The sequence below is a fragment of the Mesohalobacter halotolerans genome, from assembly GCF_006120725.1.
Taxonomy (GTDB): domain Bacteria; phylum Bacteroidota; class Bacteroidia; order Flavobacteriales; family Flavobacteriaceae; genus Psychroflexus; species Psychroflexus halotolerans.
On record NZ_SWMU01000001.1, the window covers coordinates 618,578 to 644,005 of the forward strand.

The window sequence follows — 25,428 nt, forward strand, 5'->3', positions numbered from 1 at the left end:
AAGGCATAAGTTTTGTTTGCTGTTTAATTCAGAAAGAATGGAATAAATTTACAATACTTTCCAACCTTTTTGAAAAAAGAGCCCTCTTAAGAGTAAAGACCAGTGTATGGCAGACTTAAAAAAACTTATAGCAGCTTGCAAGAAAAACAAGCGATCAGCACAAAAGCAATTATATGACGTGCTGGCCGATCAATTGTACTGGACTTGCAAACGTTATCTGAAACACGAAGAAGAGGTAGAAGAAGCGCTGGCCGATAGCTTTTATACCATATTCACTAAGCTTGATCAACTTAAACATGACGATGCCATATACACCTGGTCCAAACGCATTACGATAAATAATTGTCTTAAGCGCGTTAAAACAAATTTTACACATCTATATATAGATGACATGAAGACCCATCCTGCAACCCAACAAGTTGCAGAGGCCAGCCTGGAGGAGCATCAACTCTTAAAGCTTGTAGATGAATTACCAGAAGGCTGCCAGACCATTTTTAAACTTTACGTGATAGAAGGCTATGCCCATAAGGAAATTGCAAAATTATTAAAGATAAGTACGGGGACGTCCAAATCTCAACTCAATGTGGCCAAAACGAAGTTGAAATCACTTATCCATCTCTATTATTATCAAAATGAAAAGACCAATGAACAAGCAGGATAAACTTTACGATAAAATTAAAAAAGCTGCTCAAAATCAAGAGCAACAAGCCTTTGACCAAAAAGAAAAAGTTTGGTCAGCTATAACTGATAAACTCAACCCAAAAAAACGCAAACGCATGATACTCTATAGAACCCTTAGCACTGCAGCTGTGATTGCAGTTCTCATTTTTACCGGATTTCAATTTTTGGATTCCACCAATCCTATAAAAGAAAACCCGATTATCAATACAGATGTCAAACTGAATGAAAATTCAAATAATGAAGTTGTTAAGGACACTAAACAAGAACCAAATAGCACAGAAAATCTAGATAGACAATATTTGGAGTCAGTTGAAAATGAAATTGATACTCCAAAACCAACCAAAACTGAAGCTATAGTTGCTAATGAAATTGAAGCCAAAACGATTGAAGATACAGCTGAAATAGATGGCAAAAAAGCCGTTAGTCGAAATGCTGAAGAACAAAGATTGGTGTTATCTTCGGCTGAAAACGGTGTTATAGAAAAAAAAGATTCTAACCCAATTAAAAATTCAAGAAAAATTCAAATTGCTGTTTTAGACAACAACGTCTCTCAAAATAAGACTCCTGACAACGCTATTGTATCCACCACAAATGAAAAAAATGTAGAAGATACAGACAATGTTGAAAATCTAATTCCAGTTTCAGGGGAAGTTATTGACATAGATGGGTTGCCTATTCCGGGTGTCAACGTTATCGTCAAAGGCACACAAAAAAGCACGCAAACTAACTTTGATGGTCAATTTACCATTGATGTTAAGATTGGTAAAATACTGCGGTTTGCATATGTTGGATTCAAAACCAAAGAAGTCAAAATACAAGATTCCAATGATCTGACAGTCACATTAGAGGCTAATATGGAAGCTCTCGAAGAAGTTGTTGTAGCAGCTTATGGTAGAAAACCTAAAAGAGCAAAAACAGGGAGTGTAAAAATTAAGTCAGATGCTGAGGTAAACGAAACCCTTCAAGGAAGAGTTGCAGGTGTTCAAATCAATTCTGCCTACGGAGAGCCAGATCATGCCTCAAACATCAGAATTAGAGGGAACACATCTATAAAAAACCAACAACCATTGTATATTGTTGATGGTAAACCCATGAATGTTAAAGAATTAGGCAATCTGAATCCTAAAGCAATCAAATCAGTGAATGTTATAAAAACCAAGTCAGAACTTTTTATGAGAGGTTATGCGGAGAAAGCTAAAAATGGTGTTATTGAAATTTCAACACAAAATGAAAAGGATTCTGATATAAATCCTGATAGTATTGTGAACTGGTATAATCAGCATATTCACTACTACACAAACAACGAAGACTACGAAAGTTTTAAAGAAAACCCGTTTACCAGTCCTTTATCTAAACCTTTATCGACATTTTCGATTGATGTGGATAGAGCAGCATATACCAATATCCGTCGTATGATCAATAGCGGGCAGGACGTCCCTAAAGATGCTGTACGCATCGAGGAGATGTTGAACTTTTTTGAATATGATTACGACAGACCCAAAGATAAACATCCGTTTGCGATTCACACTACCTACAGTGACGCCCCATGGAATGATAAGCATAAACTCTTGCGCATAGCCTTGCAGGGAAAAGATATTCCCCTAGAAAACTTACCAGTTTCAAACCTTGTCTTTCTGATTGATGTTTCTGGATCAATGAACAACCAAAATAAATTGCCCTTAGTCAAAAAATCTTTGAATCTTTTGGTTGACCAGTTGAGAGGAAAAGATAAAATTGCTTTAGTGACTTACGCTGGGAACTCGCAAGTGGTTTTACAACCAACTTCAGGTCAAGAGAAAACCAAAATCAAAAAAGCGATTAATACGCTTTCTAGTGGCGGCGGCACATACGCCAGCCAAGGGATAGAAACCGCCTACAGTCTGGCGGAAGAAAATTTCGTCAAAGACGGCAATAATCGGGTAATCATTGCTACCGACGGTGACTTTAACATCGGCGTGACCCAAAGTAAAAGCCTTGAAGACCTGATTGCTAAAAAACGCAAAACCAACATATTTTTGACTTGCCTGGGTTACGGAATGGGGAATTATAAGGACAGCAAAATGCAAAGCTTGTCTCAAAAAGGGAATGGCAATTATGCCTATATTGACACCTATCAAGAAGCCCAAAAGTTTTTAGAACGTGAATTTAAAGGGAGTTTGTATGCCATCGCCAAGGATGTCAAAATTCAGATTGAATTTAACCCCAAACATGTGGATTCCTATCGCCTCATCGGCTATGAAACGCGATTATTACAAGACCAAGACTTTGCTGATGATACTAAAGACGCCGGTGAAATTGGTGTCAATCATCAAGTAACGGCACTTTATGAAGTGGTCCCTAGAGGAGTGAAAAGTTCGTTTGGCGAATTTAAACCCGATTTGAAATACCAACAAGTTGAAGAGCCAAAACTTGAAGGCTATTCAGATGAATTGGCTACCGTAAAATTCCGCTACAAAAAACCCGATAGCGAAACTAGCTCAAAAATAGAACGTATTATCAAAAACAAATCTGTCAACCTTAAAAATGCAGATGCTGATTTTAAATTTGCAACCGCTGTTGCTTGGTTTGGGTTGAAGCTCAGAGATTCGCAACTTATTAGCAAGGCTGATAAGGCAGATATTATTGAGTTGGCAAAGCAAGGCTTAGAAAATGACAAGGAAGGTTATCGGGCAGAGTTTATTCGGTTGGTGAGGTTATATAATTAAACTATTTACCAGACCTCATAGGTCTCAAAGACCTTTGAGGTCTAACTCAGTCATTGAGACGAAAAGGTACTTAGAGACCCCTCGAGTTATCGACCACCTGACCCGAAAGGTTTTTATCCGAACAGATGCTAACCTTTTGGGTCTTAAATGTCGTGCGAAATAGAATAATGTTAGCTCTCAAAATGGGAAAACCCAAAAGCTACTTGAAGACCTTTCGGGTTTGATTAGTCTTTCAACCCAAAAGATTTCCGTAACCTTTTGGGTCTTGTTTAGGAAATGTGAGATTAAAATATGATGTTAACTCAGAATAATTTTTAGTTTAAATTAAAGCGTTTTCAGATATCTTTCGGGTTACCTAAAAACAGTTCTTTTTAAACGCTTTGAGATACTTTTTTTAAAGTCATGCGGATAAGTGCGTTCGCCCATAAACACATCGGTCATTCCGTCTGCGAGATGTTGACCAAACTTTTTCAACATCAAATTTCTCAGCCTTTTATTTTCATAAAACAATTTGGCCAATTTTACACCTGTTTTTAATTCAGGAAGGAGTTTTTCGTTGAGTTTTTCATAGTAGTTAACTTCAGCTTGTTTTAAATTGGAATCACTTTCTGCAATCGCTTGAGCTGCAATTTTACCACTATATATCGCATTTGATATACCTTCTGCTGTAACCGGATCGGCAAATCCTGCGGCGTCACCTATTAAGAATACGTTGTTTTTGACAAAACCATCGCTGCGAGGTGTTATCGGTATAATAAAACCATGTGCTTCAGAGGACAACACTTTTTTGACTCCTATAGTGTCTAAATAACGTTCGTAATAAAGTTTAAGTTTTGGGCTTTTTTTGTTTTTCATAAAATTACCCACGCCAACCGATAAGTGGTTTTTCTTTGGGAAACACCAGCCATAGCCTAACGGAACAGCGTCAATATCAAACCGTGCTGAAGCCGATAGACGTTTGAAATCTTCGTCAGGAACTTTAATCTCATACTCTAATGCTGGGCACATCATTCGTGTTTCTTGCCAGCCGGCAAGTTTGGCGGTTGGACTCAAAGCACCATCAGCGGCGATAACAAATTTAGCTTGAAATTCGTTTCTAGTTGTTTTTAAGGTGGCTACATGACCAAGTTCTATCTCTATTAAAGCCTCACCCTGAATTAAACCTACCCCGTGTTTTTGTGCTTCTTTAACGATGAGGTGATCAAAAGTATCCCTCATGATCATAGTGACAATGGGTGAACTTCTTTTGGTTTTGAAGGCTAAATTTTTAGCATCAAATACAATATCTACCGCGTTAAATTCTTTTTCTACAACTTTACTGATATCAAAAGGCATGTGCTTTCGGCCACGAAATACAAAGCCACCACCACAAGTTTTGTAGCGAGGTAAAATTTCTTTTTCAATAATAATGGTTTTTAAGCCCAGTTTTGCCGCATGAAATGCTGCACTCGCGCCAGAAGGTCCACTGCCGATGACGGCTACATCGTAAATCATAGTTAAAACTTAGATGTTATAAAAGTATTAAAAAAGTGGGAAATGAAGAATTATAATTTGCTGACCATTTTACGTAGAGCAAGCAAAGTTTTTATGTAAGCCACAAAAAGTTAAGGGAAGAAATAAAATATTAATGCAACTCAAAACGGCTGTAATCAGCTTTGATGTTTAGCACTCTGGAGGTGTTCTGAGAGTTTTTATTTTGGTAAATTTTAGCGTCAAATGCTTCACTGACTTTGTATTCCAAGCCGGAATCCAGATTAACCTCAGACGATTTCGAATTGATATAAAAATTATAAGACACATCTGGAACATTCACCTTGGCCTTGGAGTTTTTCAAATTGATATCAATTAAGTTAAAATTCTGATTAATATCTTTTATCACCAAATCTCCAAATGAGCCGTCTATTAATGCTTTTTGATTTACTAAATCGATAACTAGATTTGAGGTTTTTGACGTAGAAATTAAATCATTTACTTCACCGATATTGACCCTTTTGGCATATTTAATATTCAAATTCAATTCGTTGGCTTTGGTGATAGCCACATTAGAATGACTGGCGCTTACACTACAGTTTTTACCGCTCAATTCATCGATTTGCAAACCTGAATAATTCAGGTTTGCATCGATTTGATTAAGACTGGCTATTTTCAGTTCACTGCGTTTGACGTCCAAGTCCAACTTGGCGTCTTTTGGCATTTTAATGATGATTTTCTTCTTGACTTTATGATCTGCACGAAAACCATTAAGATGGCTTCTCTCTTCTTGCAATTCAGCCCTTTGTTCTTCTAATTCCTTTCTCATTTCTCTTAGAGCTGGTCGTATTTCGTCTTTCAACTTGTAAGTTAAGACTCTAATAGAATCTTTAAGGCCACTTTTTTCCATTTCTTCTTTAAACTTATCCTTCCATTCTTGCATTTCCTCTTTAAAGTTTGAGTCTCCAAACATTTCTCTAATTTCTTTTTGAAATTCAATAATATAGGCTTTACCTTCCTCATTGAACCTTTCCATATCAAAGTCCATGTCAATATTTCCAACAGATGGCGGTAAAGGCGGTAGAGGTGGTGCAGGTGGCGCCTCAATACCTTTAATATCTTCAGTCAGAACTTCTATTTCACCTTCAGGAAAAAAATGGACACTTCCAGCATAGACATTCGTTCCTTTTCGCCCGGCTCTTATTTCAACTTTGCTCGAATTGCCGAGGGCTTCAAATTCAAAATTTTCTAAAATCTTATTGGCTAATTTTTCATCCTCTACATCAACAGTAATTGTGGCTTCCACATCGACGCGGCTTTTGTTCCAGGTTTCGATGATAATTTCAGCATGGTCTGCTTTTAAAGACACTTCTGTATCTTTATTGACGTTAAAACTTTCTGTATAAGTTTTGCTTTTTTGTGCATATCCGGACAGGACAAACAGCAAGCATAAACTAAATTTGATAAACGGAATTTTTTTCATTTTTATTTTGATTTAAATGGTTCAACTTTTGTTTGAGATCTTGAAGCAATTCTAATCTTAATTGTAAGTTGTCTATCATGGCATTGATGATATCTTCTGATATGCCAACGCTGTTAAGCTCTTGTTCTAAATCAGTATAAGCCTTATTGATATTTTGCAACTCTTCCAAATAGCTGTCGACCATGGCATCGTATTCCGGAGAAGTTTCTAAAGTGGCCAATTCCAACTTGATTGAGGTCAAATAGTAGTCTTCAATATTTTTCAATTCCGGAGACAAATCACCAAGTCCAATTTTTACGTTTTCAGTCTTTTCTAGAACGGGCTTATCAAAAAAAGACTGGTTTTGATTCATGATAAAAACCGTGCTTAAAACGGCAATAATCAATACAGCTGCCATTTTATAAACCATACTCCAATCTTGTTTTGGTTTTTTGCCAAAGGCGTTATCCAATTTGTTTTCAAAGCTTTTCTCATGGCCTTTGGACATTTTAAAAGATTTTGATTGGTAGTTAAAATCTTTACGCAAATCTTTCATGTTTCAAAGTTTTAAGGTGTTTTTTTAATTCATTTTTTCCTCTGTGCAATAGGATGCGGGAGTTATTGGCTTTGATGTTTAAAATCTCACCGATCTCCTCATGGTCATAACCTTCCATCAAATACAATTTCAGGACTGTGGCATAGTTTTCAGGTAAATTTTCAATACAGTTCTCAACATCAGCCGTTGTCAATTGGTCTTCGACCTCCCAAGAGTTTCTTTCTTCATCGATCATTTCGAGTTTGTTTTCATCTATGGGGTCATAATATTTCAACTGCCGGCAATAATCTATGCTTTGGTTGATGACGATGCGTTTGAGCCAAGCCCCAAATGTCACGTCGCCGGAAAAGCTATCAATATGTTTAAAAGCTTTGATAAAAGCTTCTTGCACCGCATCTTCTGCCAAATCTTGTTGTTTCAAATACCGCATAGCAATGCGCAACATGGCATCACAATATTTGTTATACAACTTGAGTTGCGCTTTACGCTTTCCTTTTTTACAATCTTCAATCAAGTCAGTTTTAAACACGCCGGCGGTCAATAAAATTAAAATTGCTTCACTTTAAATACGAGTCAAATTTAAGAGCGTTACAAACATTATGTTTTTTTCTATACATTTTTATGATTTTACTTTTAAATTTACAGTCATATTCAAGAATGAGGTCAATAAATGATGAAAGCTAGAACTTGTCCGCATTGCGATTATCAATATTCTAGAGTGGAATATTTGAAATTACAGTTTGCAAAATTTTCATTTTCCGAGTGGAATTGTAGAAATTGTAAACAGAATATCACTTTTAGTTTTAAAAGAAGAGCTCTTATTGCATTATTTAATGGATTATGGTTTTTTTTATTTTATTATTTAAAAAGTCATCTTGAAATGACACTACTTATTTGGATTGTGTTTCTACTGGTTTTTATTTTGGGACTGTGCTTTCTTATTACTTTTGAGGGATTTAAAAAAGTAGATAATTAATCAATTTTGGTTTGTTTTCTTCATTTAACAATTCCTGATTTTAAATCTGCGAACTTCATTTGAAAAATGTATAAAATTTTATGTTCGTTTTAGATAATATTTAGTCTATCGAGCTTTAGATTTACAACAATATGTGTAAACCCATTACCATACATTATTTCAAACGCGATTTGAGGTTGGAAGACAACGAAGCTTTATCTCAAGCTCTTAAATATAAAAACCCGTGTTTGTGTATTTATATTTTTGAAGACATTTTAATAGAAAACCCACATTACTCAAAACGCCACTTTGATTTTATCAAACAGTCTCTGGCCGAACTCAACCAAAAGTTGAAAGTTTACAATAGCAGAATTTTGGTGGTTCACGCTGAAGCAGTCTCTTTTTTTAAAAATTTGTCTGAAAAGGTCGAGATTCATTCAGTATATTCCCATCAGGAAACGGGTTTGTATTGTACGTTTAAAAGAGATTTGAAATTGGCTGAATTTTTCAAATCTAATGGCATCATATGGATAGAAACCCAAAATAATGGAGTACAACGCGGACGTAAAAGCCGTAAAAACTGGAGAAACGATTGGGAATGTTATATGAATAAACCATGTATTCCCTTTCAAGCTCACCGGCATGATTTTCTCTCCAATGCTGAAATTAACAAGCTTGGTTTTAAAGAAGTAAATTTACAATGTGAAGTCTCCCAAAGATTTCAACCCGGAGGAAGAGACTTTGGATTAAAATACTCCGACTCGTTTTTTAATGAGCGCATTTTAAATTACAGCTCTCACATCAGCAAACCTGATTTATCTCGGGTATCTTGTAGCCGTTTGTCACCTTATATCGCTTGGGGAAATTTAAGTATACGTGAAATCGCCCAACGTATAGCCAACATCAGGGTAAACCATCCAAAAGTAAAAGGTAAATCCATAAAAAGTCAACTCAATGCCGTGGCGTCTCGCTTAAGCTGGCAAAGCCATTTTATCCAAAAATTTGAGCAGGAATGCCGGATGGAGTTTGAACCAATTAATAAAGCCTATGTAGATTTATTCTCGTTGAATAAAGAATACATCAAGGCTTGGAAAAATGCAGAAACCGGTTATCCACTCATCGACGCCAGTATGCGTTGTGTGATTGAAACCGGCTACTTAAATTTTAGAATGCGGGCTTGCGTAGCTTCGTTTTTTTGTCACCATTTGTTTCAAGGGTTTTGGCATGGAAGCGCGTTTTTGGCAGCGCAATTTTTGGATTTTGAGCCCGGTATTCATTATCCGCAATTCAATATGCAAGCTGGTGTTACAGGAGTGAACACGATACGTGTATACAATCCGGTTTTAAATGCCCAAAAACACGATCCAGAGGCAAGCTTTATAAAAAAATGGTTACCAGAGTTAAAAGATCTTCCCGCCGATATTGCACACCAACCCTGGATCATGACCGATATGGAGCAACAATTCAATAATTTTATCTTAGATAAAAATTATCCCAAGCCTATAGTCGACATAAAGAAAACACGACAATATGCCTTAGATAAATTATATGGACTAAGAAAACAAAAACTATCAAAAAAGGAAAGTCAAAGAATTTTAAAGATGCATACTTTGCCTAATAGAAAAACATCTTAAAAGAATTCTATAAAAAGTAGGGTAGATTAGATTTTGATTGTTTTATCAGTGAATAACAAAATCTAAAATCACAAACATCATGAAATCAATTTCAAAAATTTTAATGTTCTGTCTTGCTGTAAGTTTTATGGCATGCTCTGAGGAGGACAGTGTAGCTGATGCCAACAATAATAACAATCCGGCAGATGGGCCAAAAAGTAATTTAACCGTAAAAGCTACAACAACATTTAACCCCACATCAGGAAGAGCTGTTGCAGCAGCTAACCTTGAGGTAGATCAGTTTCTAATTAATATTCGTAAAATTGAATTTGAATACGCCGAGGGGTTTTTCCCATCAACTGGTAGTCAAAATAGTGATGATGATGACGAGGATATTAATCTTACTTTTGAACAGCTGCCAATTGAGATACAAAACTATATTTTAGAAAATCATCCTGATGATCCCTTCTGTAAGGCTGAAGAGGAGAATGACTCTGATGATGATCCTTATCAGTATGAAGTCGAATTAGCCAGTGGATTAGAGCTATATTTTAGAGCAGACTTTACACTCTATGCTCAAGAACAAGATGATAGTCCTTGTAATAGCGACGATGATGATAATGATGACAGTGGTGAAGATGATTCGTCAAGTTTTGGTGATGACGATGAATTTGAATTAGCCGGTCCGTTTGAAATCAATTTATTAGACGATGAAACCACAACGATTGTCAATATTGAAATTCCTATTGGGGAATATGAAGAAGTTGAGTTTAAAATGGACAGAAGTTTAAATCCAACTTCAGATTTATTTCAAAAGTCGATTATGATAACTGGAACGCTGAATGGCATGCCAATGACTTTTTATCATACTTTCGACGAAGATTTTGAGGTTGATTATGAAGATTCAGGACAGAATCTCATCATAGATGACACTAATAATAATGAAGTCATCTTTAATTTTGACCTTAATGCCGTTGTGAGTGCTGTCAATTTAGACTCAGCTACAGACGGGAATGGAGATGGCACTATAGAAATAAGCCCAACAGATGCAGATGGGAATAATGCTTTAGCCAATCAAATTAAAAATGCAATTGTTCAGTTTACAGAGCTCATAGACTAATCCAAATAGATATACCTTTAGTAACCCACCTGCACTCTTGAAGATCAGGTGGGTTTTTAGGTTAGAATAAACTTAATCTATTTTGCATATTTGTAATATCTCTGGCCTACAAGTCCGTCTGTTTCAGTATTAATTTTATCCAAAAAGAATTCATTCTGAGGTCTAACTACAGATTGCGTTCTCATTTTGCGATGTAGGTCTTCGTAAGTTTTAAAAGAGATTGGAGTTCTATTCTTTAGTACTTCATCCAAATTTAAATGTGCGAGCTGTTTTGAGAATCCTTTAACCAATTGGCCTTCAAATACTTTAGCTTTTGAACCACTGCCATAGGCAATAAACCCTAGTTTATCACCTGACATTAGTCGTGACTGTTTATACCACAATTCTGAAATTAAACTCATAAATATTGAAGCAGAATACATATTACCAATATGAGAAGATGCTCTTTGCGCGTTCCGTATCTTTTCTGAAACTAAATTTTGATATTCTTCAGTTTTTGATACAGTTTTCAATTCGTTAAAATCATAAAGATTTGATGTTACATCTTCTGAAGCTACATTGTCTTTTTCCAGCCTAAAGATTTCAGAAAATATACGTTTCCCGTGAAATGCGTAAGGTAAGTGAAAAATAAGACCCGACCAGGCTTCATGTAATTTAGACTGAATGTTTTTTAGGTTTTTGAAATGAAAATAGGCTTCGCAAATTCTATCCTGATAACATTGATTAGAAAATTGCCCATCAAACACCGGTTCTTCACGATAAACCTGTAAAATTTGATCAGTTGTAAGATGTTGAGAATTTTGGTTAATGGGATGATGACGTCTAGGCTTAAAAAAATCGTGTTCACTTTTATAACCTACACCAAAAGTGCTATCAAAACTCATCAGTTTGGGATTTGATTCGACAAGCATAGCTACTGCGCCAGCACCCTGTGTATATTCTCCTGGAGAATTTAAATCGTATTTTGCAAAATCTGAAGCAATCACTACGGCTTTGTCATTGGGGTTTGACTTTACGTAATCCAATGCGTTTTGTAAGACATCTACTGCTCCAATACAAGCAAACGTCATGTCTGTCACATCAGTGTGCTTAAATACTCTATCTCCTAAAAAGTTCTCTACCATTTCAACAGCATAAGTCGATGTGGGTTTTGAGCTATCTAATGCACTTTCAGTACCTAGATAAATTCGATTGATGCTTTTGGGGTCAATATTATTTTGCCTAAAAAGCTTGAGTAAAGCATTGGCAGCCAAAGTTGCCGTATCTTCATGTTGGTCTAAAAAAGCCATTTTATGAATGCCTAGCCCTTTTTTTAACTTTTCAGCATTTATTTGTCTTTCTTTTGAAAAATCCTCAATATTTAGGTATATTTTAGGAATATCGTATGTAATATGACTGATACCTGTGTTCATAATGTATATTTTTAGCAAATAAATTAAATTATTTTAAATATCAATTTAGAACAATTGATTATTTTTTATGAAAATATTAGTTGGAATTATTAAAAAAATAAAATGAGAATATACTTTTAAAAGAAAACCCTGATGGTTTCATCAGGGTTTTATTGAGTTAAGTTGAGGTGTCGAGCGGATTCGAACCGCTGTACATGGTTTTGCAGACCACTGCCTAGCCACTCGGCCACGACACCGTTTATTGAGATTGCAAATTTAAATAATTTATTTCTACTTTAATTAGAAAAAAGAGGTTTTATAAGAAGTAAGTTACAATTTATAATTTTAAAAAAAATCAATACTTTTTTGTTAATAAATCAGATAAAATTTCGGGGTTCTGGATTACTTTTTCAATGAATTTTCTACTTTTCATGCGTTTTATAAATTTTTTAAGAAAAATAGACTTACTTCGGTTAACGCATTTAAATTTTAAAACTACACGCCAGTCATTAGCAATTTTTGTAAATGGACCTTCATAATTACCATTGTTATGCAGAATTAATCTTTTCTCAACATTATGAGTTTCTCCAACATAATACCTGTCAATCTTTTTTGAATAAATTATATAAACAAAATGCAATTTAGGTAAGAATATATTATTATTTGTCGAGCGCCCCGACGCTTCGGGGGAACCGCTGTACATGGTTTTGCAGACCTCTGCCTAGCCACTCGGCCACGACACCTTTTAATCGGATTGCAAATTTAAGAATAATTAGAGAATATTACTCCTATTCTCTAAGTTTTGTCATTTTAATGCTCACAGCTTCGACATCGCCCATAATTGGCGGGTTGAGTTTGGAGACCTCAGTTTCGACCCGGCTAACGCTGCTTAATTCCCGAAGCACAGCTGTATTGATCCTTTCAACAACATGTTCGAGCAACTTTGAAGCTTTAGACATCTCTCGCTTGACAATGGCGTTGAGATGCACATAATCTACAGTATCGTCCAAATGGTCTGACACCGAAGATCTCTTAAGATCTGTTTCTACTTTAAGATCAACTCTGTAGTCGCTGCCAATTTTAGTCTCTTCTGAAAGGCATCCGTGGTAGGCGTATACCCTGATATTTTTTAAAGTGATTTGATCCTTCATGATTTAAATTTAAATAAAAAACCGCCTTTTATGGAGGCGGTTTTATAAACGTGGTGCCTCCAGTACCACAAAAGTTCTTTTTTATCTTTACTTATCTTTATCTTATTTTAATTTAATAAACTATAAAACAGATAGTTAAAATAATTTAGACACTGTATAAATTAAATAAAATAAGAACGAATAAAGTCTTATTTGTACCCTTATTTGTACCCTTTTTATTATTTTTATATAAAATAATTCATCATGCAAAGGTCAAAAGGAACATCAAGATTCGCATTTAAATCCATCAACAAACTTAAGGAAAATAAAAATAAAGATTTTACTATTTACTTATTTTTTACTTATGGATCAAGAAGATTAAAATACACAACAGGACTAAAAGTATGTTACAATGATTGGGATTTTAAGAGACAGAGATTTAAAAACAGACCACATATCTTAGATAAGGATGACAATAACACAAAGCTGTCTGATATTGAAGATTCAATTAATACTATCTATAGTGAGTTAGCAAAAGAGACTACCGACATAACACCTGCTTTTTTAAAGAACAGACTGGATCAAAAACTCCAAGAAAAAAAAGTCAGCCTACAAAAAAATGAAAAACTTACATTTTCTGAACTTGTAGAGAGATTTATAAAATACAAGGAAGGCAACATTAAGGATGTAACACTAAGGTCTTACAAACAGGCACAAAGCCATCTGAGTAGTTTTGAAAAGCACCTGGGCAAATTATATGAGCTGGATGAAGTAGATTCACAATTTCACAAAGACTTTGTAAGCTATTTAGAGACTGAGAAAGACTTTAAAAAGAACACCATAGGCAAGCATATCAAAACCATAAAAACCTTTATGAATTATGCCTTAAACGAAGGCTATACCACCAATCAAAGGTTTAAATCCTCAGAATTTAAAGTTACAAAAGAAATTACAACACAAATTTATTTAAATGATGCAGAAATACAGGCGATGTATGAAATAGATTTAAGCAAATATAAGCAACTAGAACACGCCAGAGATATTTTCTTAATGGGCTATTATACTGGGCAAAGGGTAAGCGATTATAACGCGTACAGCAAAGACGACATTAGAACCATTAAAGGAAAGAAGTATTTTGAAATCGTACAGACCAAAAACAAATCCAAAGGAAGAAAAATCTACTGCCCTATAACAAAGGAAATGCAAGAGATAATGAATAAAAGACATGATGGACTACCGCCAAAAAAAATACCTGATAGCGATTTAAACGAATGGATAAAGCAGGTCGGGCAACACTTGGAGCTACCATCATTAAACAAAAAAATTAAATGCACTTACACACAAGGTGGAAAAGAAGTAATAGAATACATAGAAAAATATAACTTAATAGGTTCACACACCGCTCGACGTAGCTTCGCTACTAATATGTACAAAAAAGGCATGCCAGTTTACGATATCATGCTTTTTACAGGTCATACCACCGAAAAAGAATTTTATAAATATATTCGCATCAAAGATGAAGAAAGAGCAACTCATGTGGCTAATTCTGGGTTTTTTAATATTTAAATTGAAGGTCAAAATGAATATAGACGATATCATCGAAAAAATTTATGATTTAGAGATTGAATACAATAATGAGATTGAAAGCTACAGCAATCAAGAAATATTAAATATGAGGGAAGGGGCACCATATAATCCTCTTCTTGAAGATAAGCATGAAGAAACCATAGATAGGATAAAAAGTGAAGTTACTGTTTTAATATCTAAACTTAGAAAACTATCGGAAGATGAAAACTATTATTTTTTTGATTGCCCTTTTTCAGTATATGTAAACCATTATGAAAAAAGAAAAGATTTTTTTATTAAAAATAATATAGATGCAAATGAAATTGATTTTGTTAAAGATGAAATAATAAAAAGAGTTGATAAAAGAAATGAGCGAATGCTGGGATATTCAGTGTTTGAAATTTATTATCATAGACTAATATATATTAAAAAAAGCCTAGATTATTCAGAAGATAAAAAAATTAATTTTTTAGAAAAAAAGTTGGCTGACTTTGGTTTTACTGTTGATTACTATTTTGATGAAGATAATGATAAAACTACATGTTTTTTCAACGAAATAGAGGACAATAATAATCTTGACACAAATACCACAACAGTAATTAATACCGAATATGATACATCTAAAAGTAATAATCCTATAAGTGGTAATGAAAGAAAGATAGAGTGGATTGGTGGTCCATCTACATTAGGCTATATAATAGGTTATTTGGCAGAATATGGATATATAGATGCTCCTAAAAAAAAAGGTGGAGATATAAATTATTCAGCATTCGCTAGAGAAGTTATGAATACTTTTAAAATTGAGACTACAGCGAACACCCTTCAAAAATATTTAAATTTAGATTCTGAGAAATCAACAGAAATAAAGAGAAAGCTGGAAAATGCTAAGTTTTATATCCCTCATTTTAATGAATTTTAGACAGTACTAGTACTGATTCAAGCACCATTAAGTACTGATAAACAGCATAATACCTGTTTAATTTGTTGTCTCAAACTTTAAAATTCAAAGGTCATGAAACAACAAAAAACAATCCAGTTACTCAATGTAACACCAGAAGAACTCAAAGAAAGCATAATTAAAGATGTAAGAGAAGAACTAAGCAAAATCAAGCTTAGTACAGAACCCCAACCACAAGAGGAATACCTTACACGTAAGGAACTTGCAAAACTCTTTAAGGTAACACTCCCAACCATTTCAGATTGGTCTAATAAGGGCATTTTAAAGCCTTATAGGCTTGGTAATCTTGTGCGATTTAAACGCTCAGATATCAACGAAGCTTTAAAAATCATTAACCCTAAAAACCAATAAGCCATGGAAACGAAAAAGATAAAATTTTCAACATATAATGATCTTTATACACCAGCTACTATAATAACTCTAGAAGAGTTTACAGATAGCATCAAGAGCAGCGAAATTTCAAATCAAATTGAACATATCAGAGAAGTTTATGAAAATGGTGATGAAGATAAATCACAGCTTTTAAAGAAAAAACTGCCAGGCGTCACGGTGTCCGGTATATTCAAAGACAGAAGAAACGCAGATAACATTTCAGAGTATTCTCAACTGGTCATTTTAGATATTGACAAATTAGACAAAAACCAAGTAGTGTCTATTAAAAATAAATCAAAAATCGCACCTTATACGGTAGCCTCATTTATTAGCCCAAGAGGTAGAGGACTTAAAATAATAGTCAGAGTAGATTCTAATGCAGAGCATCATAAATTAGCAATAAGCCAAGTAAAAGAGTATTACAGAAAAGCACTCGAACTAGAGTTAGATGATGGTGATGATATTTGCAGATTATGTTTTATGTCTTACGACAAAGATTGTTATTCTAATTTCAACGCAAATGTTTTTAATGTAGATATACAAGCATTTGAGGAAGAAAAAAACAACTTAGAAGAATTGCAAGACGACATAACAAAGCAGAGAACACAGGTACAAACAAAATCTTCGGAAGATAGTATTCAAACCCTATCAACTTTCGAATTATTAGAAAGATGTATCAAATTCACCGAAAAAAAGAGCCAATATATTGAAGGCAATCGCAACAATTTTATCTATATGTTCGCTTCAAATGCCAATAGATTTGGTATTGACGAATCTGACACCTTGGATTTTTGCTTAACTAATTTTGATCTAGACGAAAGAGAAATTAAATCATCTGTAAAAAGCGCATACAAACACCATTCTCACGAGTTTGCAAAGTTTGCAAAGTTTGCAAACGATGCAAAGCTTGAAAAAGCATTTGATAATGATGAAAACAGTATAAAGGACAGTTCAATTTTAAACAATACACTATCAATTCCTGAAAGCGTATATGAATCGCTACCTGCTTTATTTCAATTAGGAATTAAATATTTAAAGACAAAAAGGGATAAAGACGTTTTCTTGACTGGTGCTTTTTCAATTATATCTGGTTGCTTGCCAAATGTAACAGGCTTATATCATGGTAAAGAAGTTTACCCCAACTTATATGCATTCATTTTAGCGCCTGCCGCATCAGGCAAAGGTTCTCTCACGTTTTCTAAAATGTTGGCAGATAAATACCATGATGAAGTATTATCTGAATCAAAAAATTTACAGGAAGAGTACAAACAAGAATTAGAAGTACATAAACAAACTAAAAAGTATCTGAAGAAAGGCGAGCTACCACCACCACCGCCAGAAGAACCCGTATTTAAAGTGGTTTTTATTCCTGCAAATACCAGTAATGCAAAAATGATGAAACATTTAGAAGATAATGAAGGCTTTGGCATTGTATGCGAAACAGAGGCTGATACTCTGGGTCAGGTATTCAAAAACGAATGGGGTTCTTATTCCGATTTATTAAGAAAAGCATATCATCACGAGAGAATATCCAGCTCAAGAAAGACAAACAATGAGTATTTTGAAATCAATAACCCTAGAATCTCAGCAGTTTTATCTGGAACACCTAATCAAATTCTGAATATCATAGACTCAGCAGAAGATGGCCTATTTAGTAGATTTATGTTTTATGTGTTTAGCTCAGAACCTATTTGGTTAGACCCATCACCAAAAGCAAATCCTGTTAACTTAACAGAGCACTATAAAAGACTATCTAAATATGTTTTAGAAATGGTACGCTTTTTTGAAAGTTCCCCAACTAATATAACACTATCAGAGGAGCAATGGGATAGATTTAACCCACTTTTTAACGAGTATTTATTCAGAATATACAACTTAGTACATCAAGAGGCTACAAGTATTGTAAAGCGTCTAGGGTTAATTGTATTTAGATTTTGTATGATGTTTACCGCTATGCGTAAATATGAAAATAAAATGACAGAAATGAGCTTAGAGTGCACAGATCAAGACTTTGAAAATGCCATTTTATTAGCCAATATGTATTTAGAACATAGTATTTTAGTGTATAACAGTTTGCCAAATAACAGTTCTGAAATTGTGTTTAAAAGCGCTACAGCTCATAAATTCTATGATAAACTCCCTAAGGATTTTCAAAGAAAAGAAGCTGTTGACATTGGAAATAAAATGAATTTAAGCGAACGTACAGTTGATGGCTATTTGTCTAAACTAGAAAAAGCAAGTTATTTGTCTAAACCAAAAGCAGGATTTTACATCAAAATGAAGTAAATAGAACTTTGCAACATTGCAAACTTTGCAAAGCTTGCAATTAAATATTTAACTATGCCGGCAGTTAAATATTCGATTAAACAAATTCCTCAGACAAATAAGGTCAATACAGGATTATTTTAAATTTCTATGGTTCTGTTACGCATAAAAGTTTATATTTTAGCACTTAAAAAATAATCAGTCTTAATATTTATGACCATAATCGTACCATTAGAACACGTCAGACAGATTTTAAAGTTAGAGGATACAGATGATATTATAAATCAACTGAAAAATGTTTACAGTGGTTTAGAAATTGATATTAGTTTAAATAAACTCAGCATTCATATAGACGATATAAATCTAATGACAGATGAAGTCCATAATAACTTAATAAACCTGTGTGAAAAAGGGAATTACAAAAAAGCATTAACTAAAGCAATTTCTCTTTTAGATAAATATAATGAATCTTCAGAGTTAAATCGTATAATTGCTCAAATATACTTTGAAACTAACGAAATAGAGAAAGCTGAAAATTACTTAATTCAAGCTTTAAAACTCAATCCAAGAAACACGAGTGCCTTAATATTAATGGGTAACTTTTATTATAGTAATAAAGATACTCAAACAGCGCTTAAATATTGGAATTCAGCATTAAAATTTAATCCTGATGATTACTTATCACTATCTAACATAGCTGGCCTACTAGCTAATCAGAATGAGTTAGATCAAGCAAAAAAATTCTTTGAAGAGTCTTTAAGTATAAATCAAAACTTCCCCAACGTTTTATATGGTTTGGCATTAGTGTATTTCAATCAAAATAATTTTGAAAAATCATTTTCTAATACTATTAAAGCTTTAAAAAATTCATCATTAAAAGATAAAGTCAATAATAATTCTTTAAATCTTTTGTTAGAGACGGCAAAGAAACTTACCAAACAAAATTTATCTCAAGTAGAGTCAGAGATTCATAAGTTAAAAGATAAAATTGTAATCAAATCAGGTAAAGATGTCGAGATTTCAATATCTGATAATATAGATACAGCAGCAAAGTTAGAAGTAGCTGAGTATCATAAACGTAATAAGCACAGATTAATTTATAAAAAACAAGACTTAACAGTACCTCATTTAATGTTGCATGAACTCTATCATTTACAACTTATAGCAGAAGCAAGAGAGTTCAAAAACAACTATTTATTTACATCAACACAATACCACCAAGAAAAGTTTTCTGAAAAATTAAGTAGTTATAAAAAAGCTTTAATAAAAAAAGGAATACCTACAGATAATATTTCTAGGCTAATAGAATCATTGTTTTCAGGCTTAAACTCTCAAGTTTTTAATACTCCAATAGATTTGTTTATCGAACAGCGTATTTTCGAAAATCATCAATCAGCACAACCTATTCAAGTATTATCCTTATACAATTTAATTTCAGAAGGTATCAAAGCTACAACTGATAAGCAGATTATTAATTTAATGCCAAAAACCATCATATCTAAATCAAAAATTTTAAATATGGTGAATGCTTTATGGCTTAAAGATTACTATGGCATAAACCTAATTTCTAAATTTAAATCTAATAAAATTGAACGCCAACAGGCTGAAGATTTTTATAATGAATATTTAGAATATGCCAAAGACAAAGAGCCTTCTGAAGAATATGAATTATTACAAAATTGGGCTGAAGATCTTAAGCTAGATGATTTATTCAACCTTAAAAAGGAAGAAACCAATAAATCAAAAACACCTGATGAAGTCATGGATGAAATAAACAAAGATCCATATGGCGTTGAAGATGAAGAGCTAGAAGAGGTAAAAGAGCAGCGTAGAAATTTTATTGAATCTCATAGTAACGATGAGGTAAATACTGCAGTAGTTATGTACATGGTTAGCGCTTTAGATTTTTTTAAAAACTTTTCAAAAGAAGAAATCAAAAAAATAGCATTCGAGTTTGCAACTTTAGGGATGACAGGGATAGATCCAAAAAAAACTAATTACGAAGTTCCTTCAATAAATAAAAAAATGTCAGGCTATCAAGCTTTATCCTACTATTATGTAAGTTGGGCTTTAGCTATACCCGAAATGCTATCTAAATTAGGAATGCCTTTTGATGAAGAATTTGACTTAGCACAGCAAGCGATTAGAAACTAAAAATATGATTAGTATCCATTTTCCTAGAAACGACAAAGAAGCTTCTGTTTATGGTGGTTACCTGAACAGAGAAGGCGATTTTGAAAAGTTATTTCCTGAAAGTGAATTTGATTCAATTCAAGATTTAAACAAATCTATCAATCAATTTTTAATAGAAAATGCTTACGATGAGGTAAACTTCAACTCGGTACAAGATACTATCATTTTAGATAATAAAATTATCTGTATTTCAAGAGTAGATACAAAAGCTTCTATTTTACTAACACTTAAAAAACAACCCAACATAGGGTTCACATCCTTAATTTTAGAGCTATTAGAATTTAGGCAGAAAAGGGATTGGGAGCAATTTCATAAACCAAAAGACTTAGCCCTAGCTTTGTCAATTGAAGCAAGTGAATTATTAGAATGTTTCCTATGGAAGGATATTAAGTCCGCAAATAGGTCTAATATTAAAAATGAAATCGCAGATATACTATCTTATCTCTTGTATTTAGCAAATGATTTAGATATTGACCTAGAAGAAGCGACTTTATCTAAAATAAAACAAAACGAAATAAAGTACCCTGTATCTAAGTCAAAAGGAAAATCAACAAAATATAACCAATTAAAATGATTCCTATTGGTATTTAGCTATTTTCAATTTTTCATTTATTAAAAAATCTAATCAATACATATAAAACTCATCTAACCATGCTAGTTTATAACAAAACAAAAGAAGATTTTAGTAATGATGTCTTAACTAATAACATCCATAACATTGTATCAAATCAAATTTTAGAGCGTACAGGCAAAAAAGTTGCTGATAATGAATTGAGGTCGTTTCAGAACTCACTACAATATATGGATAGGGTACTAAATGATGGTGATATACCTGAGGATTGTGGCATTTCCATAGAATATCACTTACCACAAACATCTAAACGTGTTGACTTTATTGTTTCAGGTACTTCAAATAGTCAAGAAAATGTAATTATCATTGAACTTAAACAATGGCAAGAAGCTGAGGTTACAAATAAAGATGGTATTGTAAAAACTCGCTTTCAGCATGGTGTTACAGAAACAAGTCATCCTTCTTATCAAGCATGGTCTTATGCTGCTCTTTTAAAATCATTTAATGCAACAGTAGATGAAGATCAAATCAATTTATATCCTTGTGCATATCTTCATAATTATGTCCCTGATAATAACATAACTAATGAATCTTATAATTACTATTTAGAGAAAGCACCTGTTTTTCTTCAACCAGATGCTTTAAAATTAAGAAACTTCATAAAACGTTTCATTAAAGAAGGCGACCAATCAAATATTATGTTTAGGATAGATAATGGTAAAATTAAGCCTACAAAAAGCCTAGCTGATAGCTTAAAAAACATGATAAAAGGTAATCAAGAGTTTGTTATGATTGATGACCAAAAAGTGGTTTATGAAACAGCTCTAGATTTAGCACTAAAATCACATGAGAAAAACAAAAACGTATTGATTGTAGAAGGTGGTCCAGGCACTGGTAAGTCTGTGGTGGCGATTAATTTATTAGTTGAGTTAAATCGTAGAGGTAATATGTCACAATACGTAACTAAAACCTCAGCACCAAGAGATGTTTTTTTTGAGAAACTATCTGGCACAAAGAAAAAAGTAGAACTTAAAAATCTCTTTGTTGGTTCAGGTACATTTATAAATGCACCTAAAAATGCTATAAATACATTAATTGTAGATGAAGCTCATCGTTTAACAGAAAAAACAGGATTTCTAAAACGAGGTAATAACCAAATTATTGAAATATTGGATACAGCATTATCTTCAATTTTCTTCATAGATGAAAACCAAAGAGTTTCGGTTGGTGACTATGGTGAGTCTTATTTGATTGAAAAATTTGCCAAAGAAAGAAATATAAATGTTACCAAGTTAACATTAGAATCTCAATTTAGATGTAATGGTTCAGATGGTTATTTGGCTTGGTTAGATAACACATTAAAAATTAGAGAAACAGCTAATGTAAATTTAAATAACTTAGATTATGAATATGATTTTAAAGTGTTTGACGATCCATTAGCATTGCAACAAGAAATTTTCGAAAAGAATAAAATAAATAATAAAGCACGTTTAGTTTCAGGGTACTGTTGGGCTTGGGATAGCAAGAAAAATTCAAACATATACGATTTTAAAGAAGAAGAATTTGGCTTCAATATGAAATGGAATATGACCGATTATGGTGGTAAATGGATTATAGACCCTGAGTCAGTTACTGAAATAGGGTGTATCCACACAGCTCAAGGACTAGAGTTAGATTATGTAGGTGTCATTATAGGTGAAGATTTAATCGTAAGAGATGGAGAAATTTTAGTTCAGCCATCTAAACGTGATAAAGGAGATAGAACAGTATTTGGTTGGAAAAGCGGTATTAAAACAAATCCTGCGTATTGGAAACCATTACTTAAAGACGTGATCAAAAACACCTATCGTACTTTAATGACAAGAGGTATGAAGGGCTGTTATATTTATTGTAAGGATAAAGAGACTAGTGAATATTTTAAAAATAACACTTAAAATATATTATGTATTTGTTCTATGATGAAAACCTATTAGATTTATACTTGTCTTATAGTGTAAAAGTAAGGGTAAAAAATAATCCTGAAATAATCTTTTATATTCATCTCTTTACATTGAGTATTTGTATTACCTTTAATTCTTGAAAGCATTATTTTATGTTAAGCGGAAAAAAATTACCTCCAACTTTTTTTACTAAAGAAACCGAGTTGGCGTTAAAAAACTACATATTTGAAAACATAATTGAAAAAAATGATGACAGGGAAAACATAGAATTTAAATTTGATTATTGTAAAGATGATTATTTCAACGACGGATATGGTTATGTAACTACGATTGCCATAGAAAACAAACCATATAAAAATTTGCTTAATATATATTTACACACTTATAAAATGTCAACTATTTCTTTAAATATATCACGAGAATCAAATAAAATACATTATAAAGCTATTTACAAAATACTAGATAAAAAACTACTAATAAGGAAAATAGTCTATTATGACAATTATACTACTCTTACCTTGATAGCATGGTTTTTATCATTTATTTATTTACTAACTTTTTTTGCGAAAGGTCGTGAAAATTTTATCGTTCAATTATCACTTTTTGTTTTTTTGTTTATTACTTCGAAATTTTCTCTTTTTAATAAGATAGTACCTAATACTAGTTTTGATATTTTGCATAATAACATTTTAAAGGAAAAATTTGGCTCAGCTATCTTTATAATTATTCTGATTAGCTACTTAATTTTGTCCTTTTCGAATTATAATATTTTTATGATTTTAGAATATTTAAATAGCGGTAAATAAATTAGAAGTGAAATCGGTCATAACAGTAAGTATATTAAAAATAGTATTAGCAACATTCTTGTTGCTTTGTTTATTTGATATGCCTTATGGTTACTATCAGTTAGTAAGATATATTGCATTAGTTGGTTTTGGTATAATTGCATATTATGAATTCAAGAGTAATAATAAGATTTTAGGTGTAATATTTTTTTCATTAGCTATTTTATTTCAACCATTTATAAAGATTTCTCTAGGCAGTGAGATATGGAAAATTGTAGATGTTATAGTTGCTATTTTTCTTTTGGCATCACTTTTCATTAAAAAAGATAATAACAAGACCAAGATATTTTTAGGTGTTTTAATAATATTAGCTTTTTTGACGCCTTGGTTATTTTACGATGATATTCATACACCAAAAAAAAATCCAGTAATTAAAAAACGTATCAATTTTAATCGTGGGGCTTTTGATGGTTTTAATATAGACATGGATACTAATTGACTTAGATACAGACATCGATATGGATACTAATATAGACATCGATACAAACATAGATGTAGATACTAACATCAATATGGATGGCTTAAACATAGATGCAGATGATATTGATATCGATATGCACGATATAGATGTAGATTTTTAGACCGTTAAACTTACATATAGTATTGTAATAACACTATGCTTATTTATAACTTAATTATTCTGTATTTTCTTAAGTCAGCGTTATGTTTAATCTTCGAACTCATCTCTATAATATTCAATTCTTCTTTTAACTCTGATATTTAGGGTATTATATATGTATATATCTTTTGTTATCCAATTGCCTTTATCATCATTAATAAAGTTGTCTGTCCTTGTTATTTCATTGTTTTGACACCAATTAATCGTTGTTAAGTAGCCAGATTTATCGTACTTATAATATTTTCTATTTATACGATTATGTTCAGGAATTCTTTCAAATTCCCTAGCGTATTCTACCACATTAAGCTTATTGTCTTTATATTTATACGTATAATAGATATATCCAAATGAGTCTTTCTGTCTACTCATTTTTTTATTCTGGTTTTTATCAAATAAGGTTTGTTTCATAAAATCCTTATGATTTCTAGATTCTACTCTAGCATATGAGTCAATTCGGCATATTTTGTTATTAAGAAAATAGAATTCTTTTGTGATTAGGTTATTTTGTGGTTCTGATAACCATTTTGTGATTTTATTGTTAGAGTATAAATACTTAAAGTTGTTCGTAAATAATATTTTGTTATCATGGTTTCTATATATTTCTTTATTGCAGAAACCATCACGCTTTATATATTCTAAACTTTTTATATAATCTATCTTTTCGTTGTTAATGTATTTAGTTTCTTGCATTAGATATCCTAGATGGTTATACATTTTATCATATCCATAATCATTAGTATTTGCATCAGCCCAAGATTCTGGGGGCATTTTATTTGGTTTGTTTATTAAAGTAACATGTTCTGAAATTGACTTTACTTTTCCATTCAATCCATCTTTAATTAAGTCATTTTCTAGTCTCCATTTTTTGTTTTTATAAAAGCTACTCAATATACGCTTATCAATTAATGATAATCTCATTTCATCTTATTTTATAGAATAAATTATAAACAAATATAATGGATTAATGTAAGTATATAAACAATAATGAAATAGTATAATATATTCTGCTTCTTATA

General features: G+C 32.5%; 22 protein-coding genes and 1 tRNA gene. 14 read left to right on the top strand and 9 right to left on the bottom strand.

The genetic code is table 11. The annotated features are described in order from the left end of the window. Positions 1-106: 106 nt before the first annotated feature. Together FCN74_RS02920 and FCN74_RS02925 are read left to right on the top strand one after the other, a co-directional pair. Complete coding sequence (locus tag FCN74_RS02920; protein WP_138931093.1) at positions 107-661, top strand: RNA polymerase sigma factor; 555 nt, start codon at positions 107-109, stop codon at positions 659-661. Further along, entirely contained in the window at positions 633-3,386 is a 2,754-nt protein-coding gene (locus FCN74_RS02925; protein ID WP_246062539.1) for a vWA domain-containing protein, read from the top strand. The genes FCN74_RS02920 and FCN74_RS02925 overlap by 29 nt, the downstream gene beginning before the upstream one ends. Positions 3,387-3,737: 351 nt before the next feature. Here the strand turns inward: FCN74_RS02925 and FCN74_RS02930 are convergent, their stop codons facing one another. The 4 genes from FCN74_RS02930 to FCN74_RS02945 form a co-directional block, all read right to left on the bottom strand. Next, the gene (locus FCN74_RS02930) at positions 3,738-4,880 is read right to left on the bottom strand and encodes a geranylgeranyl reductase family protein (RefSeq protein ID WP_138931094.1); all 1,143 of its coding nucleotides are present in this window, start codon (positions 4,878-4,880) and stop codon (positions 3,738-3,740) included. Between the two features lie 130 nt (positions 4,881-5,010). After that, the gene (locus FCN74_RS02935) at positions 5,011-6,339 is read right to left on the bottom strand and encodes a hypothetical protein (protein WP_138931095.1); all 1,329 of its coding nucleotides are present in this window, start codon (positions 6,337-6,339) and stop codon (positions 5,011-5,013) included. After that, the gene (locus tag FCN74_RS02940) at positions 6,311-6,874 is read right to left on the bottom strand and encodes a hypothetical protein (RefSeq protein WP_138931096.1); all 564 of its coding nucleotides are present in this window, start codon (positions 6,872-6,874) and stop codon (positions 6,311-6,313) included. Before FCN74_RS02940 ends, FCN74_RS02935 begins: the two co-directional genes overlap by 29 nt. After that, complete coding sequence (locus FCN74_RS02945; RefSeq protein ID WP_246062540.1) at positions 6,858-7,415, bottom strand: RNA polymerase sigma factor; 558 nt, start codon at positions 7,413-7,415, stop codon at positions 6,858-6,860. The genes FCN74_RS02940 and FCN74_RS02945 overlap by 17 nt, the downstream gene beginning before the upstream one ends. A 566-nt stretch (positions 7,416-7,981) precedes the next feature. Between FCN74_RS02945 and FCN74_RS02950 the strand changes: the two genes are divergently transcribed. Together FCN74_RS02950 and FCN74_RS02955 are read left to right on the top strand one after the other, a co-directional pair. Continuing rightward, on the top strand, positions 7,982-9,463 hold the full coding sequence (locus FCN74_RS02950) for a cryptochrome/deoxyribodipyrimidine photo-lyase family protein (RefSeq protein ID WP_138931097.1): 1,482 nt from the start codon (positions 7,982-7,984) through the stop codon (positions 9,461-9,463). Positions 9,464-9,542: 79 nt separating this feature from the next. Beyond that, positions 9,543-10,562, top strand: coding sequence for a hypothetical protein (locus FCN74_RS02955; RefSeq protein WP_138931098.1), 1,020 nt, complete (start codon positions 9,543-9,545; stop codon positions 10,560-10,562). Between the two features lie 77 nt (positions 10,563-10,639). On the opposite strand, the gene FCN74_RS02960 is transcribed toward FCN74_RS02955, so the two are convergent. From FCN74_RS02960 to folB, 4 genes are all read right to left on the bottom strand, one after another. After that, positions 10,640-11,974, bottom strand: coding sequence for a hydroxymethylglutaryl-CoA synthase family protein (locus FCN74_RS02960; protein WP_138931099.1), 1,335 nt, complete (start codon positions 11,972-11,974; stop codon positions 10,640-10,642). Between the two features lie 165 nt (positions 11,975-12,139). Beyond that, positions 12,140-12,210, bottom strand: a tRNA-Cys gene (locus FCN74_RS02965). Positions 12,211-12,308: 98 nt separating this feature from the next. Beyond that, entirely contained in the window at positions 12,309-12,656 is a 348-nt protein-coding gene (locus FCN74_RS02970) for a GIY-YIG nuclease family protein (RefSeq protein ID WP_138931100.1), read from the bottom strand. 85 nt (positions 12,657-12,741) lie between these two features. Continuing rightward, positions 12,742-13,104: a dihydroneopterin aldolase gene (gene folB / locus FCN74_RS02975; protein ID WP_138931101.1), complete on the bottom strand. Its 363-nt coding sequence runs from the start codon at positions 13,102-13,104 to the stop codon at positions 12,742-12,744. 243 nt (positions 13,105-13,347) lie between these two features. Between folB and FCN74_RS02980 the strand changes: the two genes are divergently transcribed. The 10 genes from FCN74_RS02980 (at position 13,348) to FCN74_RS12260 (ending at position 24,374) form a co-directional block, all read left to right on the top strand. After that, the gene (locus tag FCN74_RS02980) at positions 13,348-14,649 is read left to right on the top strand and encodes a tyrosine-type recombinase/integrase (RefSeq protein ID WP_138931102.1); all 1,302 of its coding nucleotides are present in this window, start codon (positions 13,348-13,350) and stop codon (positions 14,647-14,649) included. A 13-nt stretch (positions 14,650-14,662) separates the two neighbouring features. Further along, complete coding sequence (locus FCN74_RS02985; protein WP_138931103.1) at positions 14,663-15,568, top strand: hypothetical protein; 906 nt, start codon at positions 14,663-14,665, stop codon at positions 15,566-15,568. Between the two features lie 93 nt (positions 15,569-15,661). Beyond that, positions 15,662-15,958 (top strand): helix-turn-helix domain-containing protein, encoded by a 297-nt coding sequence (locus tag FCN74_RS02990; RefSeq protein WP_138931104.1) that lies wholly within the window; start codon positions 15,662-15,664, stop codon positions 15,956-15,958. Between the two features lie 3 nt (positions 15,959-15,961). Then, positions 15,962-18,265, top strand: coding sequence for a DUF3987 domain-containing protein (locus FCN74_RS02995; protein WP_138931105.1), 2,304 nt, complete (start codon positions 15,962-15,964; stop codon positions 18,263-18,265). Between the two features lie 192 nt (positions 18,266-18,457). Beyond that, positions 18,458-20,398: a tetratricopeptide repeat protein gene (locus FCN74_RS03000; protein ID WP_138931106.1), complete on the top strand. Its 1,941-nt coding sequence runs from the start codon at positions 18,458-18,460 to the stop codon at positions 20,396-20,398. 4 nt (positions 20,399-20,402) lie between these two features. Then, complete coding sequence (locus FCN74_RS03005; protein WP_138931107.1) at positions 20,403-21,011, top strand: nucleotide pyrophosphohydrolase; 609 nt, start codon at positions 20,403-20,405, stop codon at positions 21,009-21,011. Positions 21,012-21,088: 77 nt separating this feature from the next. Continuing rightward, entirely contained in the window at positions 21,089-22,942 is a 1,854-nt protein-coding gene (locus tag FCN74_RS03010) for a DUF2075 domain-containing protein (protein WP_138931108.1), read from the top strand. Between the two features lie 158 nt (positions 22,943-23,100). Further along, on the top strand, positions 23,101-23,754 hold the full coding sequence (locus FCN74_RS03015; protein ID WP_138931109.1) for a hypothetical protein: 654 nt from the start codon (positions 23,101-23,103) through the stop codon (positions 23,752-23,754). A gap of 7 nt (positions 23,755-23,761) precedes the next feature. After that, positions 23,762-24,232, top strand: coding sequence for a DUF6804 family protein (locus FCN74_RS12150; protein WP_246062541.1), 471 nt, complete (start codon positions 23,762-23,764; stop codon positions 24,230-24,232). 19 nt (positions 24,233-24,251) lie between these two features. Further along, positions 24,252-24,374, top strand: coding sequence for a hypothetical protein (locus FCN74_RS12260; RefSeq protein WP_262710013.1), 123 nt, complete (start codon positions 24,252-24,254; stop codon positions 24,372-24,374). Between the two features lie 86 nt (positions 24,375-24,460). Here the strand turns inward: FCN74_RS12260 and FCN74_RS03025 are convergent, their stop codons facing one another. Next, complete coding sequence (locus FCN74_RS03025; RefSeq protein ID WP_138931110.1) at positions 24,461-25,330, bottom strand: hypothetical protein; 870 nt, start codon at positions 25,328-25,330, stop codon at positions 24,461-24,463. Positions 25,331-25,428 lie beyond the last annotated feature (98 nt).

What these genes read in the sequence shown, in the direction of transcription:
- FCN74_RS02955 (WP_138931098.1), top strand. Translation starts at nt 9,543, where the DNA reads ATGAAATCAATTTCAAAAATTTTAATGTTCTGTCTTGCTGTAAGTTTT.
- FCN74_RS03005 (WP_138931107.1), top strand. Translation starts at nt 20,403, where the DNA reads ATGATTAGTATCCATTTTCCTAGAAACGACAAAGAAGCTTCTGTTTAT.
- FCN74_RS02950 (WP_138931097.1), top strand. Translation starts at nt 7,982, where the DNA reads ATGTGTAAACCCATTACCATACATTATTTCAAACGCGATTTGAGGTTG.
- FCN74_RS02935 (WP_138931095.1), bottom strand. Translation starts at nt 6,339, where the DNA reads ATGAAAAAAATTCCGTTTATCAAATTTAGTTTATGCTTGCTGTTTGTC.
- FCN74_RS03025 (WP_138931110.1), bottom strand. Translation starts at nt 25,330, where the DNA reads ATGAGATTATCATTAATTGATAAGCGTATATTGAGTAGCTTTTATAAA.
- FCN74_RS02940 (WP_138931096.1), bottom strand. Translation starts at nt 6,874, where the DNA reads ATGAAAGATTTGCGTAAAGATTTTAACTACCAATCAAAATCTTTTAAA.
- FCN74_RS02930 (WP_138931094.1), bottom strand. Translation starts at nt 4,880, where the DNA reads ATGATTTACGATGTAGCCGTCATCGGCAGTGGACCTTCTGGCGCGAGT.
- FCN74_RS02985 (WP_138931103.1), top strand. Translation starts at nt 14,663, where the DNA reads ATGAATATAGACGATATCATCGAAAAAATTTATGATTTAGAGATTGAA.
- FCN74_RS02925 (WP_246062539.1), top strand. Translation starts at nt 633, where the DNA reads ATGAAAAGACCAATGAACAAGCAGGATAAACTTTACGATAAAATTAAA.
- FCN74_RS02980 (WP_138931102.1), top strand. Translation starts at nt 13,348, where the DNA reads ATGCAAAGGTCAAAAGGAACATCAAGATTCGCATTTAAATCCATCAAC.
- FCN74_RS12260 (WP_262710013.1), top strand. Translation starts at nt 24,252, where the DNA reads ATGGATACTAATATAGACATCGATACAAACATAGATGTAGATACTAAC.
- FCN74_RS02990 (WP_138931104.1), top strand. Translation starts at nt 15,662, where the DNA reads ATGAAACAACAAAAAACAATCCAGTTACTCAATGTAACACCAGAAGAA.
- FCN74_RS02920 (WP_138931093.1), top strand. Translation starts at nt 107, where the DNA reads ATGGCAGACTTAAAAAAACTTATAGCAGCTTGCAAGAAAAACAAGCGA.
- folB (WP_138931101.1), bottom strand. Translation starts at nt 13,104, where the DNA reads ATGAAGGATCAAATCACTTTAAAAAATATCAGGGTATACGCCTACCAC.
- FCN74_RS02970 (WP_138931100.1), bottom strand. Translation starts at nt 12,656, where the DNA reads ATGTACAGCGGTTCCCCCGAAGCGTCGGGGCGCTCGACAAATAATAAT.
- FCN74_RS02995 (WP_138931105.1), top strand. Translation starts at nt 15,962, where the DNA reads ATGGAAACGAAAAAGATAAAATTTTCAACATATAATGATCTTTATACA.
- FCN74_RS02960 (WP_138931099.1), bottom strand. Translation starts at nt 11,974, where the DNA reads ATGAACACAGGTATCAGTCATATTACATACGATATTCCTAAAATATAC.
- FCN74_RS03000 (WP_138931106.1), top strand. Translation starts at nt 18,458, where the DNA reads ATGACCATAATCGTACCATTAGAACACGTCAGACAGATTTTAAAGTTA.
- FCN74_RS03010 (WP_138931108.1), top strand. Translation starts at nt 21,089, where the DNA reads ATGCTAGTTTATAACAAAACAAAAGAAGATTTTAGTAATGATGTCTTA.
- FCN74_RS03015 (WP_138931109.1), top strand. Translation starts at nt 23,101, where the DNA reads ATGTTAAGCGGAAAAAAATTACCTCCAACTTTTTTTACTAAAGAAACC.